Below are 21,206 nucleotides of genomic sequence, written 5' to 3' on the forward strand. Positions count from 1 at the left end.
GAGATGCCCCATGACCGCCCTTCTCGACACCGTCGATCCCGATGGCCTCTTGGAATACTCGGTCGTGTTCACCGACCGGTCGCTCAACCATATGAGCCAATCGTTTCAACAGGTTATGCGTGACATTTCGACCATGCTGAAGGAGGTCTACGCCGCCGACGCGGTGGCGCTGGTGCCCGGGGGCGGGTCCTACGCGATGGAGGCGGTCGCGCGGCAGTTCGGTCACGGCGCGCATGCGCTCATCGTGCGCAACGGCTGGTTTTCCTACCGCTGGAGCCAGATCTTCGATGCGGGGGCCTTCGCGTCTGATACCACGATCTGCATGGCCCGCCAGACCGGCAACGGCGCCGCCACGCCCTTTGCCCCCGCCCCCGTCGACGAGGTGGTGGCGAAGATTCGCGAGGCGAGGCCGGACGTGGTGTTCGCCCCCCATGTCGAGACCTCCGCCGGGCTGATCCTGCCCGACGATTACGTGACGGCGCTGGCATCCGCCGCGCACGAGGTCGGCGCGCTCATGGTGCTCGACAGCATCGCCTCGGGCTGCGCCTGGGTGGACATGAAGGCCACCGGCGTCGACGTCCTGATCTCCGCCCCGCAAAAGGGCTGGTCGGCTTCGCCCTCCGCCGGGCTGGTGATGCTGTCGACGCGCGCGATGGCGCGGCTGGAGGCGACCACCTCGGACAGCTTCGCGCTCGATCTCAAGAAATGGCGTGCGATCATGCAGGCTTACGAGGATGGCGGCCACGCCTATCACGCCACCATGCCGACCGATGCGCTGCGCGGTTTTCGCGATACGATGATCGAGACGCGCGAATACGGCTTTGAAAAACTGCGGCAGGCGCAATGGGAATTGGGCGACGGTGTGCGCGCGATGCTCGCCGCGCGCGGCGTCACCTCGGTCGCCGCCGAAGGATTCGGCGCGCCGGGGGTGGTGGTGAGCTACACGAGCGATCCCGACATCCAGAACGGCAGCAAATTTGCCGCCCAGGGCATGCAGATCGCCGCCGGCGTGCCCCTGCAATGCAATGAGCCCGAGGGTTTTCGCACCTTCCGCCTCGGGCTGTTCGGGCTCGACAAGCTTTATGACGTGCCGGGCGCGCTCGGGCGGCTGGAGACCGTACTCGACCGCGTGTTGTGACCGCGGGCGAGTATCCGCATCAAGGGCCTTGAGCGGGCGTCGGGTGCCTTGCGATGAGCCGCGCGAGCGCCCTCCGGGGCCGGATCATGGCCACCGGACCACGCCGGAAGCGTGCCTGTGGCAGGACCGCTTGTGCCGTGATGCCTGCGGCCCCCTGACCGCGCGCATCGCCGCCGGGACGCGAACCCTGGCCAAAGGCGTTTCGGACCGCCACGTCCCGGTGCAAGGCTTGCGCTCTGCGGCAGGCCGATTACCTATCAGGGAGACACCCCCACCGCCCGCGAAAGGCCGCGCATGACCCTCGTTCTTGCCTTCGACAACAGCTACGCGCAGCTCCCGCCCCGGTTCTACACACGCCAGAGCGCAGTGCCGGTGCGTGCGCCACGCCTCGTCGCCTGGAACACCGCCCTGGCGGCGGAGCTTGGCATCGCGGGCGGCGGCGACGAGGCGGCCCTCGCGCGCATCTTCGCGGGCAACGAGGCCCCCGAGGGGGCCACGCCGCTGGCACAGGTCTATGCCGGGCACCAGTTCGGCGGGTTCTCGCCGCAACTGGGCGACGGTCGCGCGCTCTTGCTGGGCGAGGTGGTGGACCGGACGGGTCAGCGCCGCGACATCCAGCTCAAGGGATCGGGCCCCACGCCCTACAGCCGGATGGGCGACGGGCGCGCCTGGCTGGGCCCGGTGCTGCGCGAATACGTGGTGAGCGAGGCGATGCACGCGCTCGGCCTGCCCACCACCCGGGCGCTCGCCGCCGTCGAGACCGGCGAGCCGGTCTACCGCGAGCCGGGTGCCCTGCCCGGAGCGGTGCTGACCCGCGTCGCCGCAAGCCATTTGCGCGTCGGCACATTCCAGTATTTCGCCGCGCGCCGCGATATCGAGGGCCTGCGCGCGCTCTACGATTATACCGTCACCCGACATTACCCGCAGATCGAAGGCCCCGCCCATCTGCTGGCCGAGGTGATCCGGCGGCAGGCGCGGCTCGTCGCGCAATGGCTCTCGGTGGGCTTCATTCACGGGGTGATGAACACCGACAATACCGCCATTTCCGGCGAGACGATAGATTACGGCCCCTGCGCCTTCATGGATGACTATCACCCGCAGACGGTGTTCAGCTCAATCGACGCGCATGGCCGCTACGCCTATGACAATCAACCACATGTGATCGTCTGGAACATGGCGCAGTTCGCCACCGCGCTCGTGCCCCTGATGCCCGATCAGGATGCCGCCATCGAGGAATTCACGGCGCTGGTGCATGCGATGCCCGAGCGGATCGAGACCGAGTGGCGGCGTCTGTTTGGCCGCAAGATCGGGATCGAGAATGCCAGCGCCGGGGATGCCGCCCTCGCCGCCGACCTGCTGGCGCGCATGGCCGAGGGGCGCGCCGACTTCACCAACACGTTCCGGGGTCTTCTGGACGGCACCGCGCGCGATCAGTTCGTTGAGCGCGACGCCTTCGACACATGGGCCGAAGGCTGGCGCGCGCGCATCGCCAGGGAACGCGACCCCGAGGCGGTGATGCGCGCCGCCAACCCGGCCTTCATCCCGCGCAACCACCGCGTGGAGCAGATGATCGAAGCGGCGGTCGCGGGCGATTTCGCGCCCTTCGAGCGGCTCATGGACGTGCTGTCGCGCCCATACGACGACCAGCCCGACGCCGCCGACCTGCGCCGCCCGCCGACAGCGTCGGAGGTAGTGCACGCCACGTTCTGCGGAACGTGAGCGGCGGTCGTTTTCTCGGCGGTCATGGCCTATACCTGCCGTTCGGGTCCTGCCCCGCGCGGAATAGAGGCGTGCTTGCACGCCGCCGCGCGAGCGCCAGCCCGCCCCCCGGGCTGGCGATTGGGTGATGCTGGCGCAAAGCTCTGATCTCTCTCGGGAACTCAAAAATAAAGCGCGATAGACCAACCGTTGCATCGCCATCCCGCGGGCTGGCGCTCGCGCGGCTCATCACCGGATAGGTCAACGTCCCCTTCAGGCCATTCTCCCCCGTCAAACCGATGGTCAGCCACAGCCCACTACCGCCCGCGCACCCGGCGAAAGCACAGGATGCGCCCGCGAGAGGGGCCGGGATCGTAGGTCAGGCCCGAGGCGGACAGGCAATCGACGATGCGCTTGATCACCGTGTCGGGATAGCGCCCGGGGTGCAGCTCCATCATCACGTGGCGGACATGCGCGGGCCAGGGCGCATCGAAGAGATGCGCCTCCGCCCCCTCGATATCCATGATGACAAGGCCGGGGCGCACCCGCGCCATCAGGTCGCGCAGCCCCAGATGCGGCACCTCGGTCACGCGCTCGGCGGCACTTGCCTCGTCGGCGATATGCCCCGCCCAGAAGCTGCGCGCGGCATCGAAGGCGATCGGCGCCTCGCCGCCCTCCATACCGCCCACGGCACCGTGGAGCACCGTGACCACGTCGAACCCGTTGCGCGCGAGGTTGCCCGCGATCACCGGCAACAGGTCGGGGTTGGCCTCGACCGTGGTCACGTTCCCGGCCCCCGCCACCCGCGCGCAGAGGCAGGCGATGAAGCCGATCCCCGATCCAAGCTCCAGCACCCGCTGCCCGGGCCGCAGCCGCATCAGCGCCGCGCGGGCCTCGTGCCCCTCGTAGCCGCCCGAGGCGAGCTTGGCCCGGATCCGGTCATTGAGATGCGCGTCGGGCACCTCGAGGCGCAGCCCCTCGTTCTCGAATTCCGCCATGCCCGGCCCCCTGCCGTTGATTCCGCCGCCCGCGCACCCTACACCACCCTCACCTGGGAAAGGGAGCATCGTCCATGCAGCTCTTCGTCGGCCTTGGCAATCCGGGCGCGAAATACGCCCGCAACCGCCACAATATCGGTTTCATGGCGGTGGACGCCATCGCCGCCGATCATGGCTTCGGCCCGTGGCGGTCGAAGTTCCGGGGCCGCGTGGCCGAGGGCAGCCTCGGCGGCGAGAAGGTGCTGCTGCTCAAGCCCGAGACCTTCATGAACCTTTCGGGCGAGTCGGTGGCCGAGGCGGCGCGGTTCTACAAGATCGCGCCCGGCGATATCACCGTGTTCCACGACGAGCTGGACCTCGCGCCGGGCAAGCTGCGCGTCAAGCGCGGCGGCGGGCACGCGGGCCATAACGGGCTGCGCTCGATCCACGCCCATCTCGGGGCCGAGTATGCGCGCGTGCGCCTCGGCATCGGCCGTCCCGGCCACAAGGACCGGGTGGCGGGCTACGTGCTGCAGGATTTCGCCAAGGCGGATGCGGCGTGGCTCGACGACCTGATGCGCGGGATCGCCGACGGTGCGCCGTGGCTGGCGCAGGGCAAGCCCGACCGCTTCCAGACCGCCGTGGCGCAACGCATGGCCCCGCCGCGCCCGACCGCGAAGCCGGCCGGGGAAGCGCCGCAGGCCCCGCCCGAAGAGCCGCCGCAGGACACGCGCAGCCCCTTGCAGAAACTGGCGGACAGGTTCCGCTAGCCGCCGCGTCACGCTTGTATTCCTGCGGCACACCGGCTTTGCTGCGGGCAAAGGGGAGGGCCGGCCATGCGCAACATCCTGAAATGGGCGGGGCGGATCCTGCTGGCGCTCATCCTCGCGGCGGCGGCGGTGGGGCTCTGGAAGCGCGAGGAGATCGCGCGCCTGTGGGCCGTCAACACGCTGTTCTCCGAGGGGCGCATCGTCGCGAATTTCTCGGGCATGGAGCGCGCCTTTCTCACCGTGCCGGTGCCGCGCGGGGACGCTCCGGTCTCGGATTTGCCGCAAGGCACGGATGTGGCGCTCCCCGAGGACGTGACCGCCTGGGCGGAGGCGCGCAACGTGACCTCGCTGCTGGTGCTGCACGAAGGCCGCGTGGTGCACGAGAGCTATCGCCTCGGCACCACGGCGCAGGACCGCCGGATAAGCTGGTCGGTGGCCAAGAGCTTTCTCGCCTCCCTCATCGGCATCTCGCTGGAGCGGGGCGAGATCGCGACGCTCGACGATCCGGTGACGAAATACGCCCCGCGCCTGGCGGGCAGCGCCTATGACGGGGTGACGCTGCGCCAGCTTTTGCAGATGACGAGCGGGGTGGCGTTCGACGAGGATTATCTCGACTACCATTCGGACATCAACCGCATGGGCCGGGTGCTGGCGCTGGGCGGCTCGATGGACGGGTTCGCCGCCGGGCTCAGCGCGCGCGCCGCCCCGCCCGGCACGCGGTGGAAATACGTCTCCATCGACACGCACGCGCTGGCCATGGCGCTGCGCGGGGCCACCGGGCGCGCCCTGCCCGGCCTGCTGTCCGAGCGGATCATCGCGCCGCTGGGGCTCGGGGCCGAGCCCTATTACATCACCGATGGCGAGGGCGTGGCCTTTGCGCTGGGCGGGCTCAACCTGACCACGCGCGACTATGCGCGCTTCGGGCTGATGGTGGCACGGATGGGTCGCCATAACGGGCAGCAGATCGTGCCCGAGGCGTGGATCGCCGCCTCGACCGTGCCAAGCGCGCCGACGCCGGAGGGCGCGCTGCAATACGGGCTGCACTGGTGGATGCCCGCCGATGCGCGCGAGGGCGAATTCTATGCCCACGGCATCTATGGCCAGTATATCTATATCGACCGCGCCCGCGACGCGGTGATCGTGGTGACATCCGCCGATCGCGGCTTTCGCGAAGACGGGGTGAGCGAGGCCAATATCGACGCGCTGCGCAGCCTCGCCGCCGCGCTCTGAGCGCGGCTTGCCTGTGCCCGCAGGCGCGCTATGATACCGGTGTAAGCCGGGGCGCGCGGCGCGACCCCAAGCCAGCCTTTCACACCAGAACGAAGGAAGGGCACGACATGACATTCATCGCCATGAACCGGTTTCGCGTGAAGCCGGGATTCGAGGACGGGTTCGAGCGGATGTGGGCCGCGCGCGAAAGCCACCTGGCCAGCGTGCCTGGCTTTCGCGAGTTCCGGCTGCTCAAGGGCCCCGAAGGCGACGGCCACCAGCTCTATTCCAGCCACGTCATTTGGGAGAGCCGCGCGGCGTTCGAAGCGTGGACCAAGTCCGACGCCTTCCGCGCCGCGCACAGGGACGCGGGCAACCGCAGCACGCAGGACGCGCTGATGGGACCGCCGGAATTCGAGGGCTTCGAGACGGTGCTCGAGGAAAGCTGAGAGCAAAGGGGGATGGCCAAGTGGCTGTGCAGATGGACGATCCCGAGAACGTGCTTGGCGGGCGGCTTGCGGAATGCTCGTCCGATCCGGTGACCGGGTTCTTTCGCGACGGGCATTGCAACACCTGCGCCGAGGACCGCGGCAGCCATACGGTCTGCGCGCTGATGACTGCCGAATTCCTCGCATTCTCCAAATATGTCGGCAACGACCTGAGCACCCCGCGCCCGGAATTCGGCTTTGCCGGGCTGAAACCGGGGGATCAGTGGTGTCTGTGCGCCGCGCGGTTCCTGCAGGCCCACGAGGAGGGCTGCGCGCCGCAGGTGCGGCTCGCCGCCACCCACGCCCGCGCGCTCGATGTCGTACCGCTTGAAGTGTTGCAACAAAACGCCGCCATCTGACGGGATCGGGCACGCGGGGATCAGCAGCCTTGAGGGAATATTGAGGGGACGTTGGACTGAAGCCCCTGCAGGGTGGCTTTCACCCGCCCTGCCATTCGCTGATCAATGACCGCTCCAGGCCCGGGGCACCCTCTCACCCGCGCGCCCCGAGCCCCATCTGCATCAGCGTCTTGCGCACCGGTGCCAGCGCGTAGATCGCATCAAGCGCCTGCGCCCGGGCGTTCCGCAAGGGCTGTGCGCGCAGCATCGAGGCGCGGTTGAGCACGTCGATTCCGGTCACCCGCGCGCGCACCTCCATGTGGCGGCGGCGGTGGTAGGTCTCGAGCATGGCGCGCTCACCCAGCCGGTCGGGCGCGGCCTCTGCCAGCTCCAGCAACACCCGCATGTCACCGAGGCTCATGTTGAGCCCCTGCGCCCCGATGGGCGGCACCACATGCGCCGCCTCGGCCACCAGTGCCACTCGCTCGGCCCACATGCGCGTCGCGATCTGGCTGATGATCGGCCAGACCGTGCGCCGCGAGGCCAGCGTCAGCGGCCCGAGGAGATGACAGGAGCGCGCAGTCATCTCCGCCTCGAACGCCTCCACCGGCAGCGCGGCCAGGCGCTTGACCTCCGGCCCCTCCTCCATCCAGACGATGGCCGACGACGGCCGTCCCTCGAAATCCGGCAACGGCACCAGCGTGAAAGGCCCGCCCGAGCGGTGCACCTCCGTCGAGATGTTGTCGTGCGGAATCGGATGGGTGACGGCAAAGGCCAGCGCCTTCTGCCCGTAGCGCGTTGTTTTCACACCAATTCCCGCAGCTTCGCGGATGGGCGAATTGCGCCCGTCGGCGGCGATTACCAGCCGCGCGCGCACGCCGGTCCCGTCGCTCAGCCCCACGATCGCCTCGCGCTCGCGGGTGAGCAGCGTCGTGGTGCCGGTGCCAGGGCGAAACCGCACCCCCGGCAGGCTCTCCAGATGCGCCACGATCTCGCGGCGCAAGAGCCAGTTGGGCAGGTTCCAGCCGAACGGCCGGTCCGAGATGTCGGCGGCGTCGAAGTCCTTGACGATGCGCGGCTCGGGCTCCGCCCCACCCGCATCCACGATCCGCATCACCTGAAGCGGCATGGCGTGGGGGGCCAGCCGTGTCCACAGCCCCGCACGCTCCAGCAGCGCCTGCGCCGGTTGCAGGAAGGCGGTGGTGCGAAGGTCGGCCCCGTCGGCCTCGCGCTCGGTCACCGGCGCGGCGGGATCGACGCAAAGCACAGAGAACCCGGCCTGCCCGAATACCGATGCGGCGGCAAGCCCGGCGACGCCGCCGCCCGAGATCAGGATATCGACAGTCTCGCGCGTCATCCATGCCCCCTTTTTGCCACCGCAGTTCCGCGCTCAGCCCCGCGAGATGACGATCAGCATTCCCCACGCGACCGGTACCAGCGCCAGTGCGGGGATATAAAGCCCCGGAACGCCCCAGAGTGCAACGCTCGTCGCCCAGCCTGCGACGAAAACCGCCACGCTCAGCAGGATGCGCAGCACCGTGATGGTCTCGGCATCGGTCGTCGCCTGCGGTGCGGCATGGGTGTCGGTCGCGGTCATCGTCGGTCCTTTCACGGAAATGTTGCATGTGAAAATCAGGTAAGCCGGGCATCCGCCCCCTTCAAAGGGACGTCTCGCCGCAGGTGCGCAGGCTCAGACCAGCCGCGCGAGAAAGCCGCCCAGATCGTCGGTGTGGTGGTGGATATGTGCCGCCGGTTCGGGCGCGGGCGCGACATGGACAGTGCGCATCCCCATCGCGTGCGGAGCCGCGAGGTTGCGCGGGTCGTCCTCGAACATCGCCGCGCGCCCCGCCTCCGACCCGTCACGCTCCAGCACGGCGGCAAAGGCACCGGCCTCGGGCTTGGGGCGAAAGCCCGCGTGCTCCACGCCGTAAACCGCGTCGAACACGCCCCCGAGGCCCCGCGCCGCCACCACCCGGCCCGCGTAGTCGCCCGAGCCGTTGGTATAGACGATCTTGCGCCCCGGCAGCGCGCGGATCGCGCCCGCGAGGCCCGGATCGGGGTCGAGATGATCGAGCGAGATGTCGTGCACCTCGCGCAGGTAAGGCCGGGGGTCGAGATCGTGCCGCCGCATCAGCCCCGCCAGCGTGGTGCCGTGCTCGCGCCAATAGTCGTGGCGGATGCGATCGGCCTCGGCCCGGTCCACCCGCAGGAACGCCATGACAAAGGCGGTCATGCGCGCCTCGATCTGGTCAAAGAGCCGCGCCTGCGGCGGGTAGAGCGTGTTGTCGAGATCAAAGACCCATGTCGTGACATGGGTGAAATGCTGCCTTGCCATGGCCCCGCGTATAGGCCAACACGACAAGCCGCGCAATCGGGCGGGCTTGATCGTGCCCTCAAAGCGCGTAAGCTGCCGGTTCCATGGCCAAAAGGATCGCCTCTCCATGAAACCGCCGAGTACCGACGCCTATTCGCTGATCCTCGAGGCCATCGACAGCGGCGTGTTCAAGCCCGGCGACCGGCTGGTCGAGAGTGACCTGGCCGAACGCTTCGGCGTGTCGCGCACACCCATCCGCGAGGCGCTCCAGCGGCTCGAGACGCAATCCATGCTCACCCGCGACGGGCGCAGCCTGATTGTCGCCTCGCTCGATTACAACCAGCTCTCGGAGCTCTACACCGTGCGCGCCGAACTCGAGGGGCTGGCCGCGCGGCTCGCCGCCATGCACGCCACCCCCGAGGAAATGCGCGTGTTGCGCGATATGGTCGAGGACGACCGCGCGCTGATCGGTCGCCCGCAGGACATGGCGCGCGCCAACCGGCGGTTTCACAAGCAGGTCCACCTGACCTCGCACAACCGGTTTCTGGTGCAACAGCTCGATCTCGTGCACCGCTCGATGGCGCTTCTGGCGACCACCTCGCTCGCCGCGGAGGGGCGGGGCGAGGACGCGCTGACCGAGCATGACGCCATCGTCGGCGCGATCGAGGCCCGCGACGGCGAGGCCGCCGCACGGGCGCTGCGCGATCATATCTCAAAGGCCTTCGTGACCCGGCTCAAGCTTGATTCCGGCGAGATCAAAACCACCGTCTGAACGCCGCCGCCCGCGCGCCGCGACCGACAGGCCATGAGCCGTCTTGTCCCAGAAGAACGGCTTGAAGATCAGCTCGTAGAGCGCCTTGTAAGCCGCGACCGCCGCCAGCGGCGCGTAGAAATGCATGGTCGGCACCCACGCAACAAGATGCCGGTGACGCCGCCCCGACACGGCCTGCGCGTGGATCAGCATGTTGATCGCCTCAACGGTCAGGAACAGCACCCCGATGCCCACCATCGTACCGCGCGCCAACACCCCGTCCAGCGGGTGCGGAAGCCCCGGCAGAACCAGCCAGAAGGACCACAGCACCGGGGCCAGCAACACCTGGCTCACCGCCGAGACGAAATGCGCCTGGAACCCCCAGAATTGCCGCGCACCCAGTTGCGCGCGCAAGCGGCGCGGCGACCGCATGTGCACCAGATACGTGGTCATGTAGCCCTTGAGCCAGCGCGAGCGCTGCTTGACCCAGGCCCAGGGGCGGCAATTGGCCTCTTCCTCGGTGACAGAGCCGATCATCCCGGTGCGCCAGCCGTGGCGGGCAAGCCGGAAGCCCAGATCGGCATCCTCGGTCACGTTGTGCGCGTCCCAGCCACCCAGGCTCTCCAGCACATCGCGCCGCATGTAGAGCGTCGTGCCTCCCAGCGGCAGCGCCAGCCCCAGCCGCGCCATCCCCGGCATCATGGTGCGGAACCAGGTGGCGTATTCGATGGTGAAACAGCGCGCCAGCCAGTTCTGGCGCGGGTTGTAATAATCAAGCACCCCCTGAAGGCACGCGAGGTCGCACGGCGCGGATTTGAAACGCCGCGCCACCTGCGTGATCTGATCGGGGTCGGGGGCGTCCTCGGCATCGAAGATACCGACGATCTCGCCCTCGCAGAAATCGAGCGCATAGTTCATCGCCCGCGGCTTGGTGCGCGGCTGCCCGTCGGGCACGATCACCGGACGGATCCAGGGCGGCAGGTCGATGGTGGCCAGCGTCTCCTGCGTGAGCCGGTCTTCCTCCTCCAGCACGAGGATCACGTCGAGCAGGCATTTCGGGTAGGTCAGCCGCGTGAGCCGCGCCACCAGCGCATGCGCGATCTCGGTCTCGCGAAAGAGCGGCACGAGGATCGACACCCGCGGCAGCGGCACGCCGGGGACCGGCAGCGGCGGGACGACACCCGGGGTCCCCGTGGCGGCGACGAAGGCGGCGATCTTGAGCCCCGCCGCGACGACGAGCGTCAGCACCGCCCACGCCGCCAGCACGCCGAAAACCGCCACCGGAAAGACGATGCACAGCGCGCAAATCCCCGCCATCGCCGCACAGGTCAACCGCAGCCGCGCGCGCGCCTGCGCCCCCCAGCCCCGGCAGCTTTCGCTCTCGTCGGGGCGGGCGGCGGCCATGTCGCGCAGCGCGTCGCGGTGGAGCTCGGCGATGCGCGCCTGCACGGCGGCGCGCGGCGCGACCAGGTTGCGCGCCCGCGCGAGATCGGCAGGAAGCGCCGCGCGCAGCGGCGCGAGGCTCTCGGCTCCGTCGCTCACGATCCGGGGCTCGCCCTGCGCATCGCGCAACACCAGCGCGCCGTGGCGGAGCAGCGCCCGCGGATCGAGCCCGGTCTCGACAGGGGCCATCGCGGCAAGCGTCCCCGCATCGATCCGCCGCGCCTCGAGTCGGCGGGCATGGGCGGCGAGCAGATCCTCCTCGCGTGCGAGCCCCTCGGACAGCAGCACCCGGTCGAGCGAGGTGTCGCAGCGGCGCCGCACGAGATCGGCCAGCGCGGCGTCCGCTCCGCTGATGACGCCGCGGCGCACGAGATCGCGGCCCAGCCCGTCGCGCGGGAACGGCACTGTCCCCGTTCCACGGTCGAAACCGCCCTCGCGCAATTCGGATATCCCCATGCCCGGCCTCCGCTGCCTGTCCCTGCGGCAAGGCTAGCGGGCGGAAGGTTAACTAACGCTTAACGGGTGGTTAACGCGCCGGAAAATCCAGGGGTCAGCGGGCCATCGAGGCCGCGAACCGCTCGAAAAGGTAAAAGCTGTCCTGCGGGCCGGGGCTCGCCTCGGGGTGGTGCTGCACGGAAAAGACCGGGCGTCCCTCAAGCCGGATGCCGCAATTCGAGCCGTCGAACAGCGACACATGCGTCTCGACCACCCCGTCGGGCAGGCTTTGGCCATCCACCGCGAAGCCGTGGTTCATCGACGTGATCTCGACCTTGCCGGTCCCGATCTCCTTGACGGGGTGGTTCGCCCCGTGGTGCCCGTGGTTCATCTTGACGGTCTTGCCGCCCAGCGCCAGCGCCAGCATCTGGTGGCCGAGGCAGATACCGAAGAGCGGCAACCCCTTGTCCAGCACCCCCCGGATCATCGGAACGGCGTAGTCGCCCGTCGCCGCCGGATCGCCGGGGCCGTTCGACAGGAACACGCCATCGGGCGACTGCGCCAGCACCTCCTCGGCGGTGGCGGTGGCGGGCATGACCGTCACTTCGCAGCCCGCGCTTGCCAGACAGCGCAGGATGTTGCGCTTGGCGCCGTAGTCGATCGCCACCACCTTGTGGCGCGCCGCTTCCTGCCGCTTGTATCCGTCGGGCCAGGCCCAGCGCATCTCGTCCCAGCGGTAGGATTGCCGGCAAGAGACATCGCGCGCAAGGTCCATCCCCTCAAGCCCGGCAAAGCCGCGCGCGCGCGCCACCAGCGCCGCGGCGTCGAACTCTCCCGACGGGTCATGCGCCAGCGCCACATGCGGCGCGCCCTGCTGCCGGATCGCACGGGTCAGGCGGCGGGTATCGACACCGCCGATGGCGATCCGCCCGCGCCGCGCCAGCCATGTCGAGAGATGCTCCCCGGCGCGCCAATTAGACGGCTCCGTCGGGTCCCACTTGACAACCATACCCGCCGCCACCGGCTCGGCGGTTTCGTCATCCTCGGCGTTCACCCCCACGTTGCCCACATGCGGAAAGGTAAAGGTGATGACCTGCCCGGCATAGGACGGGTCGGTCATGATCTCCTGGTAGCCGGTCATCGCGGTGTTGAAGCACAGCTCTGCCACCGTCTCGCCGATAGCGCCGAAACCCTGCCCGTAGAACAGCGATCCATCGGCCAGCGCAAGGCAGGCGGTCGGGCGGGGTCTGGACGCTTGGGCCATCGCGGGGGCTCTCCGGGCTGCGGGCAAATCGGCGTATCCATACGGCCCGCCCCCACCGTGGTCAACCCACCACCACGCGCCGCCGGGCCGGTTGTCATGACCGTGCCCAGACGCTAGGCTGTTTGTCTTGCAAACGGTCACGGGGATGGACCAGATGGAGTTACGCGACCGGATCGGTCAGGCGCTGAAACAGGCGATGAAGGACAAGGACCGCAATCGCCTCGCGACCCTGCGGCTCATCAACGCCGCGATCAAGGACCAGGAAATCGCCACCCGCGGCTCGGACGATGCGCCGGCGCTCGGCGATGCAGAGATCAGGGCGATCCTCGCCAAAATGGTCAAGCAGCGCAACGAGAGCGTGCGCGCCTATGAAGAGGGCGGGCGCGTCGATCTGGCCGAGCGCGAGCGCTCGGAGACCGCGGTGATCGAGGAATTCCTGCCGCGTCAGCTCGACAAGCAGGAGATCGACGCCGCCATCGACCGCGCGATCTCGGATGTGGGCGCCGCCTCGATCCGGGACATGGGCAAGATCATGGGCAAGCTGAAGGAGCGCCACGCCGGGCAGATGGATTTCGGTGCCGTCGGCGCACGGGTCAAGTCGCGGCTCGCGTAGCGCGCGGCGCGGAGCGCTCTGCACAACCCGCGGGCAACGCGACAATACAGACGGCAAAGACACCGCGCGTGAAACCTCTCCCGGATCGTGACCCGGGAGGGGCAGATCGTGTCGCTACAGGACGGCAACAGGGTAGGAACCGGCCTTGAGGTCCCCGAACATGCGACATCAGGACGTTGGAGCGTGACTGCGGAGACCGGGCGCGCGCGCCGGGCCGCCGCGCGCCGCGGGCACTCCGGGATTACAGCGTGGCGTTCACCGCACCGCCGTCGAGCAGGATGTTCTGCCCGACGATAAAGCCCGCAAGCGTGCTGCACAGGAACGCGCAGGCCGCTCCGAACTCCTCCGGCGTGCCGTAGCGGCCGGCAGGGATGGTGGCGCAGCGTTGCGCCCTGGCCTCTTCCATCGAAATCCCCTCGCGCTCGGCCACGCCGGTATCGAGCGCCACGGCGCGGTCGGTGGCATGGATGCCGGGCAGCAGGTTGTTGATGGTCACGCCGCTGCCCGCCACCTGCCGCGAGGTGCCCGCGACATAGCCGGTCAGCCCGGCACGCGCCGAGTTCGACAGGCCGAGGATGGCGATGGGCGATTTCACCGATTGCGAGGTGATGTTGACCACCCGTCCCCAGCCGCGCTCCATCATCCCCGGCACCAGCGCCTTGATCATGGCGATCGGGGCCAGCATGTTGGCGTCAAGCGCCGCGATGAAATCCTCGCGGTCCCAGTCGGTCCACATGCCCGGCGGCGGCCCGCCCGCATTGTTGACGAGGATGTCCACATCCCCCGCCTCGGCCAGCACGGCGGCGCGGCCCTCTTCGGTGGTGATGTCGGCGGCCACGGTGGCGACCGCAACGCCGAAATCGGCGCGAATCGCTGCCGCCGAGGCCTCCAGCGCCTCGGCCCCGCGCGCATTCATCACGAGGTCGACACCGGCCTCGGCCAATGCCCGCGCACAGCCCTGCCCCAGCCCCCTGGATGCGGCGCAGACCAGCGCCCTCTTGCCGCGAATTCCCATATCCATCGCGTTTCCCTCCTTTGTTCACCGCGAGTTAACACCGCCGGAGGCAGGATGGCCAGCGGGCCCTGCGCCCGGCCCGGCACGGTTTTGCCGCCGTGCCGGGATTTCTTGCCGGAATCGGCCAGAAGGTGCCACAATCATACCCTAGCTTGCCAGCATCGCGGACGGTCGCGGCACCGCCCGCCTGCGTAACCAGGACCCGGACACACCAGATGACCACGCCCGCCCCGCGCCCCGCGCAATTCGTCACCGTTTTCGAGGCCACGGACCTGCGCGTGGTCAGCGGGGCGAATCTCGGCGACACGCTGTCATTTGCCGCGGAGCTGGACCTCGACGACACCTACGAGCTCGGGCCACGCGCCCGCGCACGCCGCCTCGGGCTGGTGATGGAGGGGGTCGGCCCGTTCCGCGTGGCCGACGAATCGGAGATCGGCAGCCCCGGCGCGCCGGTGCATCTCGATAGCTGCCTCACCCTGATGCCCGCCACCGGCAGCGTGGCCGAGCTGCTGATCTTTGTCGAGACTGACGAGGAGGGGCGCGTCGCCAATGTCTATGCCATGCCGCTGGCACACATGTCCCCGCGCACCGGCTATGTGCTGGTGCAGGTCGAGCGCGACACCGCACGGCAGCGATTCGCACAGGCGGCCTGCGTGTCGTTCACCCGCGGCACCCGGATCACGATGGCCACCGGCGCGCAGAAACCGGTCGAGACGCTGCAACCCGGCGACATGGTGCTGACACGCGACGATGGCGCGCAGCCGCTGCGCTGGATCGGGCAGACCACGCTGCGCGCGATCGGCGACTTCGCCCCGGTGCGCATCCGCGCGGGCGCGCTCAACAACGACGGCGACCTGCTGGTCAGCCCCGATCACCGCCTGTTCATCTACCAGCGCGACGACGCCGTCGGGGCCGGGCGGCGCGAGGTGCTGGTGCGCGCGCGTCACCTCGTCAACGGCGACAGCGTGCGCGTCGAGACCGGCGGCCATGTCGATTACGTCCAGCTCCTCTTTGACCGGCACCAGATCATCTTTGCCGAGGGCATCGCCGCCGAAACCCTGCTGCTCGACCCGCGCACCCGCTCGGCCCTGCCCGCCGAGCTGCTGCCCGACACCGCGGGCCACGACACACCCGCGCATCTGCAATTCGAGATCGGGCGCGCCCTGCTCGACCACCCCGACGCCGCCGACCTCTTGCGCCGCGCCTCGCTGCGCTGAGGGCCATTGCGCCCCACGGGACGCGCCACTATACGGCAGCCCATGCTGGACCAGCCCCCCAACCGCCCCGCCCTGCCGCCCGAGATCGCGCGGCGGCGCACCTTTGCCATCATCAGCCACCCGGACGCGGGCAAGACCACGCTGACCGAGAAATTCCTGCTCTACGGCGGTGCGATCCAGATGGCCGGACAGGTCCGCGCCAAGGGCGAGGCGCGGCGCACCCGCTCGGATTTCATGCAGATGGAAAAGGACCGGGGCATTTCCGTCTCGGCCTCGGCCATGTCCTTCGATTTCAACGAGTTCCGCTTTAATCTCGTGGACACGCCGGGCCACTCGGACTTTTCCGAGGACACCTACCGCACGCTGACGGCGGTGGATGCCGCCGTGATGGTGATCGACGGCGCCAAGGGGGTCGAGAGCCAGACCCGCAAGCTCTTCGAGGTCTGCCGGATGCGCGACCTGCCGATCCTCACCTTCTGCAACAAGATGGACCGCGAGGCGCGCGACACGTTCGAGATCATCGACGAGATCCAGGAAATGCTGGCGCTGCACGTCACCCCGGCAAGCTGGCCCATCGGCCAGGGGCGCGATTTCCTCGGCTGTTACGACATGCTCAACGACCGGCTCGAGCTGATGGACCGCGCCGACCGCAACCGCGTCGCCGAGACCATAGAGATCGCCGGGCTGGACGACCCGAAGATGGCCGACCACGTCCCCCCCGCGCTGCTGGACAAGCTGCGCGAGGATGTCGAGATGGCGCGCGAGTTACTGCCCGCGCTCGACGCGCAGGCGGTGCGCGAGGGGCAGATGACTCCGATCTGGTTCGGCTCGGCGATCAATTCCTTCGGCGTGCGCGAGCTGATGCAGGGGATCGGCGCCTACGCCCCCGAGCCGCAGCCGCAGCGCGCCACCCCCCGCCAGATCGCCCCCGAGGAGGAGGCGGTCAGCGGCTTCGTGTTCAAGGTGCAGGCCAACATGGACCCGCGCCACCGCGACCGGGTGGCGTTTCTCCGCCTCGCGTCGGGGCATTTCCGGCGCGGCATGAAGCTCACCCATGTGCGCGCGAAGAAGCCGATCACCGTCTCCGCCCCGGTGCTGTTCCTCGCCGCCGACCGGGAACTCGCCGAAGAGGCGTGGGCGGGCGACATCATCGGCATCCCCAACCACGGGCAGTTGCGCATCGGCGACACCCTGACCGAGGGTGAGAACCTGCGCGTCAGCGGCATCCCGGCCTTCGCCCCGGAACTGTTGCAACAGGCCCGCGCGGGCGACCCGATGAAGGCCAAGCACCTGGAAAAGGCGCTGATGCAATTCGCCGAGGAGGGCGCGGCCAAGGTGTTCAAGCCCGCCTTCGGGTCGGGCTTCATCGTCGGCGTGGTGGGACAGTTGCAGTTCGAGGTGCTGGGGTCGCGCATCGAGATGGAATACGGCCTGCCGGTGCGCTTCGAGGGCTCGCAATTCACCTCGGCGCGCTGGGTGACAGGGCCGCACGACAAGGTCGAGGCGTTCATCGCCGCCAACAAGCAACATATCGCCCACGACAATGACGGCGACGTGGTCTATCTCACGCGGCTGCAATGGGACATCGACCGCGTGGCGCGGGATTATCCGGACATCACACTCTCGGCCACCAAGGAGATGATGGTCTGACGCGCGGCCAACGGGCGGCGCGACCGGCGTCAATCGTCGCGTTCGACCTTGGGCAGCTTGTGGGCGATGCCCTTGTGACAGTCGATGCAGGTTGACGATCCGTCCGGCGCATGGCCTTCCATGGCCACCACCTCCATCTTTTCGCGCGACCGGCGCCCCTGCTTCTCGAAATCCATCGCCTCGAAGCTATGGCAGTTGCGGCATTCACGGGAATCCGTGCGCTTCATCACCGCCCAGACATGGTTGGCCATTTCCTCGCGCTTGGCCTCGAATTTCTCCGGTGTGTCGATGGTGCCGCGCACCTTGTGCCAAAGCTCGTTGGTGGCCTGGATCTTGCGCACCACCTTGGGCCCCCAGGCGTGCGGCACATGGCAATCCGAGCAGACGGCGCGCACACCCGAGGCGTTCTTGTAGTGCACGCTGGTCTTGTATTCCTGATAGACGGTGTCGCGCATTTCGTGGCAGGAGACGCAGAATTCCAATGTGTTCGTCGCCTCCATCGCGGTATGGAACCCACCCCAGAAGACAACGCCCCCGATACCGCCGATGACCAGTAACACCCCCTGCCCGATCAGCACACTGGGTCGGGTAAACCAGTGCCAGAGCCGTTTGACGATCCGTATCATGTATTGTGTCCCGAAAGGAATGCCTGCCCGGGCGCCACAGGCTGCGCCCGGTCCGTCCTTGTCATGCCTGGGCCATCACTGGTCGGGCAGTTCCGCGTCGATATAGGCGATGACGTCCGCCGCAATCTGGTGGTCGAGGGCGCGCAGCGCCGGCATCGCCTCGCCCGGCTGGCCGTTGAGTACCTTGTGCATCAATTCCCACGGGTTGCCGGTCAAAGAGCCGAGCATCGGCATTTCCTTGGGTTCCTTGCCATCGACTCCGTGGCAATTGGCGCAGACGGTGTTGTAGATCTGCCTGCCGTTCTCGACGTCGCCGACGATCTTGCCGTCGGTGATGTAGTTGGCATAGTCGCTCTGCCCATGGACGACGAAATTGGCCAGATCGGTCAGATCCTCGTCATAGAGATACTCGCCAAAGCCGTGTTCCGGGGCCGCGAGAAGCGCCACGACGGCCGCCGGATCGCCGCCCTTCATGCCGTTGATGCCCTTGATGCCGGTATAGTGCTTGCCGCTGCTATAGGCCCCGTCGGCCCCCATCCCATCCCAGCCGTGGCATTCCTTGCAGCGCCAGTTCGACTTGGCCTTTTCGGCATATTTCGCATCAGCGGGATAGAGCTTGTGCGACTCGGCTGGTGCCTCTTGTTTCGTCACCTTGTACCACTTGTCATAAAGCTTGCCGCCGCGGGCGATCGAGCCCTCGTCAGCAGCAAGGCTCGCCGTCGCCGCCACCATGCCTACGCCCGTGGCGAGCGCAGCCAGCCGGGCAAATCCCTTGTTCGATACCGGACCCATCGTCATCTCCCTCCGCGTCTCCGGCCTTGCCCACCGGGACAAGCGCCACAGGGGAAATGCTAGGCGCTGCGCTCACCTTTGTCGTTGATGCAGATCATTGAAATCCGCCTCACCCCATCAGATCCGGCAGGATCGTCACGATATCGGGGAAGAACCACAGGATCGCCAGTCCCACCACCTGGATGAGCACGAACGGGAACACGCCCCTGTAGATGTGGCCGGTCGTCACCTCCGGCGGGGCCACCCCGCGCAGGTAGAACAGGGCAAAGCCAAAGGGCGGTGTCAGGAACGAGGTCTGCAGGTTCACCGCGATCATGATCGTCACCCATTTCGGATCGAAACTGCCGCCATAGATCACCGGGCCGACGATCGGGATCACGATGTAGATGATTTCGAGAAAGTCGAGCACGAAGCCAAGAAAGAACAGCACCAGCATCACGATCAGGAACACCTTGAACTCGTTGTCAAAGCTCTTGAGGAATTGCTGGATGTAATGCTCGCCGCCGAACGAGATGACCACGAGGTTGAGAAGCTGCGAGCCGATCAGGATGGTGAACACCATGCTCGTGACCTTGGCCGTCTCGCGCACCACCGGGCTGAGCACACCGCCGGAGTAGAGCACCCAGCAGGCAAAAAGCAGGCCGAACAGCGCGTAGAGATAGGCGGCATAGGCAAAGGTGAACGCCATCCAGCTCTCGAAACTCACCTCCTCGTTGTTGATGCGCAGGTCGAAATTGATGCCGATGAGAATCGCCACCACCACCGCCAGCGTCGAGAACAGGATGATCCGCGGCGACCGGTCCTGGTCGCGCAGCTTGCGGTAAGCCGCCAGCATGATCGCCCCGCCCGCGCCCAGCGCGGCGGCGGGGGTGGGGTTGGTGATGCCGCCCAGGATCGAGCCCAGCACCGCCACGATCAGCACCAGCGGCGGGAATACCACCCGGATCAGCTCGTTCTCCGCCAGCCGCCTTGCGCCATGGGCGCAGCCATAGAGCGCCAGTCCCATAGGGACCGCGAGGATCAGCCATGTCGCCCCCGAGGACATAGTCGGCGAAATGAGCAGGATGTCGGCCAATAGCCCCAGCACGATACCCAGCGCGCCAACCAGCAGCGGCGCGGGCGGGGCCGAGGGCTGCACGCCCCGCGCCAGCGCCAGCACCAGTCCCAGCATCACCATGATCGTGGCCACTCCGCTGCCGATCGGCGCGGCATCCGCCGCCTTTTCGGCGATCAGCGTCTCGATCTCCTCGGGGCTGAGCCGCACGCTCTGTTCCACGCCGCCCGCCTCGTCGATGGCCTCCTGCTCGGCCACCGCCGCATCCCAGGCCTCCTGCCCGTGCAGCTCGATCATCGAGGCGCGGCACTCGTCGCTCACATTGGTGCGCAGCGAGGCGGTCTCGCCCATGTCGGTAAAGCTGTCCACCCGCAGGCTCTGCGAGCCGACCACGCCCAGCGACGTGAGCAGCATCGTACCCGCGACCAGCGCCACCGGCACGCCCGCGAACCAGGTAAAGCGCTCGGAGCGGGTGAGCGGCTCGCCGCCGCTGGCGGCAAGCTGCACCGCCGGGGCCTTGGACGGGTTCACCAGCGCGTAGCCGAAGGCATAGAGCGCATAGAGCAGCGCCAGCAGGATACCGGGCAACAGCGCCGCCTGAAACAGCGTGCCGACCGACACCACCGCCGGCTCGCCCAGGTAGGTCAGCGCGTCGCTGCACCCCGCCAGTTGCGCGCGGTTCTCCTGCGCCACGGAATAAAGATCGCCCGCCAGCGTGCCCAGCAGCACGATCACGATCGAGGGCGGGATGATCTGCCCAAGCGTGCCCGATGCGGCGATCACCCCGGTGGCGATCTGCGGGGAATAGCCGTTGCGCAGCATGGTGGGCAGGCTCAGCAGGCCCATCGTCACCACCGTCGCGCCGACGATGCCCGTCGAGGCGGCGAGGAACGCGCCCACCACCACCACCGACACGGCAAGCCCGCCGGGCAGCGGGCCAAAGACGCGCGCCATGGTGGTCAGCAGGTCGTTGGCGATCTTCGAGCGCTCCAGCGTGATGCCCATCATCACGAACATCAGCACCGCCAGCAGCGTCTCGATCGCCGCCCCCGCCAGCACCCGCTCGTTGATACGGTTGACAATGAAAGAGATATTGCGGTCGAGCGCCATCTCCCACCCGCGCGGAAACACCGGCTCGCCGACGCGCGGCAGCTCCGGATATCGGAAGATCGAGATGGATTCGGGCCGCGCGCCGCTGTTCACCAGCGCGTTATAGGCATCGCTCGACGTGTCGATCGCCTGGTGGATCAGCAGCCCGGCGCTGTCCAGCCCGGCGACGATGGCAAACGACATCACCCCCGCACCGCCGATGGCAAAGGCCACCGGAAAGCCCGACAGGATCCCCCCGAACAGGCACAGGAACACGATGATCAGGCCGATCTCGACGCCGTCAAGTCCGAATAGCATGGCTCAC

At 68.2% G+C, this 21,206-nt stretch carries 20 protein-coding genes; 10 read left to right on the forward strand and 10 right to left on the reverse strand.

Features of this window, described 5'->3' with window-relative positions:
* Positions 1-10: 10 nt before the first annotated feature.
* Positions 11-1,138: an aminotransferase class V-fold PLP-dependent enzyme gene (locus ACFFU4_RS06045; RefSeq protein WP_377068099.1), complete on the forward strand. Its 1,128-nt coding sequence runs from the start codon at positions 11-13 to the stop codon at positions 1,136-1,138.
* A 294-nt stretch (positions 1,139-1,432) separates the two neighbouring features.
* On the forward strand, positions 1,433-2,857 hold the full coding sequence (locus ACFFU4_RS06050) for a protein adenylyltransferase SelO (protein ID WP_377068101.1): 1,425 nt from the start codon (positions 1,433-1,435) through the stop codon (positions 2,855-2,857).
* A gap of 296 nt (positions 2,858-3,153) precedes the next feature.
* Here the strand turns inward: ACFFU4_RS06050 and ACFFU4_RS06055 are convergent, their stop codons facing one another.
* Positions 3,154-3,834: an FkbM family methyltransferase gene (locus ACFFU4_RS06055; RefSeq protein ID WP_377068103.1), complete on the reverse strand. Its 681-nt coding sequence runs from the start codon at positions 3,832-3,834 to the stop codon at positions 3,154-3,156.
* 74 nt (positions 3,835-3,908) lie between these two features.
* Between ACFFU4_RS06055 and pth the strand changes: the two genes are divergently transcribed.
* The 4 genes from pth (at position 3,909) to ACFFU4_RS06075 (ending at position 6,639) form a co-directional block, all read left to right on the forward strand.
* On the forward strand, positions 3,909-4,583 hold the full coding sequence (gene pth, locus ACFFU4_RS06060; protein WP_377068105.1) for an aminoacyl-tRNA hydrolase: 675 nt from the start codon (positions 3,909-3,911) through the stop codon (positions 4,581-4,583).
* 66 nt (positions 4,584-4,649) lie between these two features.
* Complete coding sequence (locus tag ACFFU4_RS06065; RefSeq protein WP_377068107.1) at positions 4,650-5,813, forward strand: serine hydrolase domain-containing protein; 1,164 nt, start codon at positions 4,650-4,652, stop codon at positions 5,811-5,813.
* 107 nt (positions 5,814-5,920) lie between these two features.
* Complete coding sequence (gene hmuQ / locus ACFFU4_RS06070) at positions 5,921-6,241, forward strand: heme-degrading protein HmuQ (RefSeq protein WP_377068109.1); 321 nt, start codon at positions 5,921-5,923, stop codon at positions 6,239-6,241.
* 32 nt (positions 6,242-6,273) lie between these two features.
* Positions 6,274-6,639 (forward strand): DUF2237 family protein, encoded by a 366-nt coding sequence (locus ACFFU4_RS06075; RefSeq protein ID WP_377068225.1) that lies wholly within the window; start codon positions 6,274-6,276, stop codon positions 6,637-6,639.
* Positions 6,640-6,772: 133 nt separating this feature from the next.
* Here the strand turns inward: ACFFU4_RS06075 and ACFFU4_RS06080 are convergent, their stop codons facing one another.
* The 3 genes from ACFFU4_RS06080 to ACFFU4_RS06090 all read right to left on the reverse strand — a co-directional run bounded on the left by ACFFU4_RS06080 (position 6,773) and on the right by ACFFU4_RS06090 (position 8,953).
* Positions 6,773-7,975 (reverse strand): UbiH/UbiF family hydroxylase, encoded by a 1,203-nt coding sequence (locus ACFFU4_RS06080; protein ID WP_377068111.1) that lies wholly within the window; start codon positions 7,973-7,975, stop codon positions 6,773-6,775.
* A 33-nt stretch (positions 7,976-8,008) separates the two neighbouring features.
* Complete coding sequence (locus tag ACFFU4_RS06085; RefSeq protein WP_377068113.1) at positions 8,009-8,215, reverse strand: hypothetical protein; 207 nt, start codon at positions 8,213-8,215, stop codon at positions 8,009-8,011.
* Positions 8,216-8,308: 93 nt separating this feature from the next.
* Complete coding sequence (locus tag ACFFU4_RS06090) at positions 8,309-8,953, reverse strand: pyrimidine 5'-nucleotidase (RefSeq protein ID WP_377068115.1); 645 nt, start codon at positions 8,951-8,953, stop codon at positions 8,309-8,311.
* A 106-nt stretch (positions 8,954-9,059) separates the two neighbouring features.
* Here ACFFU4_RS06090 and ACFFU4_RS06095 point away from each other — a divergent pair, with 106 nt between their 5' ends.
* Positions 9,060-9,704, forward strand: coding sequence for a GntR family transcriptional regulator (locus ACFFU4_RS06095; protein ID WP_377068117.1), 645 nt, complete (start codon positions 9,060-9,062; stop codon positions 9,702-9,704).
* On the opposite strand, the gene ACFFU4_RS06100 is transcribed toward ACFFU4_RS06095, so the two are convergent.
* Positions 9,645-11,582, reverse strand: a complete 1,938-nt coding sequence (locus tag ACFFU4_RS06100; protein WP_377068119.1) for a glycosyltransferase — start codon at positions 11,580-11,582, stop codon at positions 9,645-9,647. The genes ACFFU4_RS06095 and ACFFU4_RS06100 overlap by 60 nt on opposite strands.
* Positions 11,583-11,676: 94 nt before the next feature.
* Positions 11,677-12,825, reverse strand: a complete 1,149-nt coding sequence (carA, locus tag ACFFU4_RS06105) for a glutamine-hydrolyzing carbamoyl-phosphate synthase small subunit (RefSeq protein ID WP_377068121.1) — start codon at positions 12,823-12,825, stop codon at positions 11,677-11,679.
* Between the two features lie 154 nt (positions 12,826-12,979).
* Here carA and ACFFU4_RS06110 point away from each other — a divergent pair, with 154 nt between their 5' ends.
* Positions 12,980-13,438: a GatB/YqeY domain-containing protein gene (locus ACFFU4_RS06110; protein ID WP_377068123.1), complete on the forward strand. Its 459-nt coding sequence runs from the start codon at positions 12,980-12,982 to the stop codon at positions 13,436-13,438.
* A gap of 241 nt (positions 13,439-13,679) precedes the next feature.
* Here ACFFU4_RS06110 and ACFFU4_RS06115 read toward each other — a convergent pair whose 3' ends face one another.
* Positions 13,680-14,459, reverse strand: a complete 780-nt coding sequence (locus ACFFU4_RS06115) for an SDR family oxidoreductase (protein WP_377068125.1) — start codon at positions 14,457-14,459, stop codon at positions 13,680-13,682.
* 209 nt (positions 14,460-14,668) lie between these two features.
* Between ACFFU4_RS06115 and ACFFU4_RS06120 the strand changes: the two genes are divergently transcribed.
* Positions 14,669-15,670, forward strand: a complete 1,002-nt coding sequence (locus ACFFU4_RS06120; RefSeq protein WP_377068127.1) for a Hint domain-containing protein — start codon at positions 14,669-14,671, stop codon at positions 15,668-15,670.
* A gap of 42 nt (positions 15,671-15,712) precedes the next feature.
* On the forward strand, positions 15,713-17,320 hold the full coding sequence (locus ACFFU4_RS06125) for a peptide chain release factor 3 (protein ID WP_377068129.1): 1,608 nt from the start codon (positions 15,713-15,715) through the stop codon (positions 17,318-17,320).
* 29 nt (positions 17,321-17,349) lie between these two features.
* On the opposite strand, the gene ACFFU4_RS06130 is transcribed toward ACFFU4_RS06125, so the two are convergent.
* The 3 genes from ACFFU4_RS06130 to ACFFU4_RS06140 form a co-directional block, all read right to left on the reverse strand.
* A complete protein-coding gene (locus ACFFU4_RS06130) occupies positions 17,350-17,946 on the reverse strand; it encodes a NapC/NirT family cytochrome c (RefSeq protein WP_377068131.1) in 597 nt (198 codons plus the stop codon).
* A 75-nt stretch (positions 17,947-18,021) separates the two neighbouring features.
* The gene (locus tag ACFFU4_RS06135) at positions 18,022-18,744 is read right to left on the reverse strand and encodes a c-type cytochrome (protein WP_377068133.1); all 723 of its coding nucleotides are present in this window, start codon (positions 18,742-18,744) and stop codon (positions 18,022-18,024) included.
* A 103-nt stretch (positions 18,745-18,847) separates the two neighbouring features.
* Positions 18,848-21,199, reverse strand: coding sequence for a TRAP transporter large permease (locus ACFFU4_RS06140; RefSeq protein WP_377068135.1), 2,352 nt, complete (start codon positions 21,197-21,199; stop codon positions 18,848-18,850).
* Between the last annotated feature and the right edge of the window lie 7 nt (positions 21,200-21,206).

The organism is Roseovarius ramblicola, from assembly GCF_042430665.1.
GTDB classification, from domain to species: Bacteria; Pseudomonadota; Alphaproteobacteria; order Rhodobacterales; family Rhodobacteraceae; genus Roseovarius; species Roseovarius ramblicola.

Coding starts and splice junctions, on each gene's coding strand:
- ACFFU4_RS06110 (WP_377068123.1), top strand. CDS start 12,980: ATGGAGTTACGCGACCGGATCGGTCAGGCGCTGAAACAGGCGATGAAG.
- carA (WP_377068121.1), bottom strand. CDS start 12,825: ATGGCCCAAGCGTCCAGACCCCGCCCGACCGCCTGCCTTGCGCTGGCC.
- ACFFU4_RS06055 (WP_377068103.1), bottom strand. CDS start 3,834: ATGGCGGAATTCGAGAACGAGGGGCTGCGCCTCGAGGTGCCCGACGCG.
- ACFFU4_RS06125 (WP_377068129.1), top strand. CDS start 15,713: ATGCTGGACCAGCCCCCCAACCGCCCCGCCCTGCCGCCCGAGATCGCG.
- ACFFU4_RS06090 (WP_377068115.1), bottom strand. CDS start 8,953: ATGGCAAGGCAGCATTTCACCCATGTCACGACATGGGTCTTTGATCTC.
- pth (WP_377068105.1), top strand. CDS start 3,909: ATGCAGCTCTTCGTCGGCCTTGGCAATCCGGGCGCGAAATACGCCCGC.
- ACFFU4_RS06050 (WP_377068101.1), top strand. CDS start 1,433: ATGACCCTCGTTCTTGCCTTCGACAACAGCTACGCGCAGCTCCCGCCC.
- ACFFU4_RS06100 (WP_377068119.1), bottom strand. CDS start 11,582: ATGGGGATATCCGAATTGCGCGAGGGCGGTTTCGACCGTGGAACGGGG.
- ACFFU4_RS06135 (WP_377068133.1), bottom strand. CDS start 18,744: ATGACGATGGGTCCGGTATCGAACAAGGGATTTGCCCGGCTGGCTGCG.
- ACFFU4_RS06075 (WP_377068225.1), top strand. CDS start 6,274: ATGGACGATCCCGAGAACGTGCTTGGCGGGCGGCTTGCGGAATGCTCG.
- ACFFU4_RS06120 (WP_377068127.1), top strand. CDS start 14,669: ATGACCACGCCCGCCCCGCGCCCCGCGCAATTCGTCACCGTTTTCGAG.
- ACFFU4_RS06065 (WP_377068107.1), top strand. CDS start 4,650: ATGCGCAACATCCTGAAATGGGCGGGGCGGATCCTGCTGGCGCTCATC.
- ACFFU4_RS06085 (WP_377068113.1), bottom strand. CDS start 8,215: ATGACCGCGACCGACACCCATGCCGCACCGCAGGCGACGACCGATGCC.
- ACFFU4_RS06140 (WP_377068135.1), bottom strand. CDS start 21,199: ATGCTATTCGGACTTGACGGCGTCGAGATCGGCCTGATCATCGTGTTC.
- ACFFU4_RS06130 (WP_377068131.1), bottom strand. CDS start 17,946: ATGATACGGATCGTCAAACGGCTCTGGCACTGGTTTACCCGACCCAGT.
- ACFFU4_RS06115 (WP_377068125.1), bottom strand. CDS start 14,459: ATGGATATGGGAATTCGCGGCAAGAGGGCGCTGGTCTGCGCCGCATCC.
- hmuQ (WP_377068109.1), top strand. CDS start 5,921: ATGACATTCATCGCCATGAACCGGTTTCGCGTGAAGCCGGGATTCGAG.
- ACFFU4_RS06080 (WP_377068111.1), bottom strand. CDS start 7,975: ATGACGCGCGAGACTGTCGATATCCTGATCTCGGGCGGCGGCGTCGCC.
- ACFFU4_RS06095 (WP_377068117.1), top strand. CDS start 9,060: ATGAAACCGCCGAGTACCGACGCCTATTCGCTGATCCTCGAGGCCATC.
- ACFFU4_RS06045 (WP_377068099.1), top strand. CDS start 11: ATGACCGCCCTTCTCGACACCGTCGATCCCGATGGCCTCTTGGAATAC.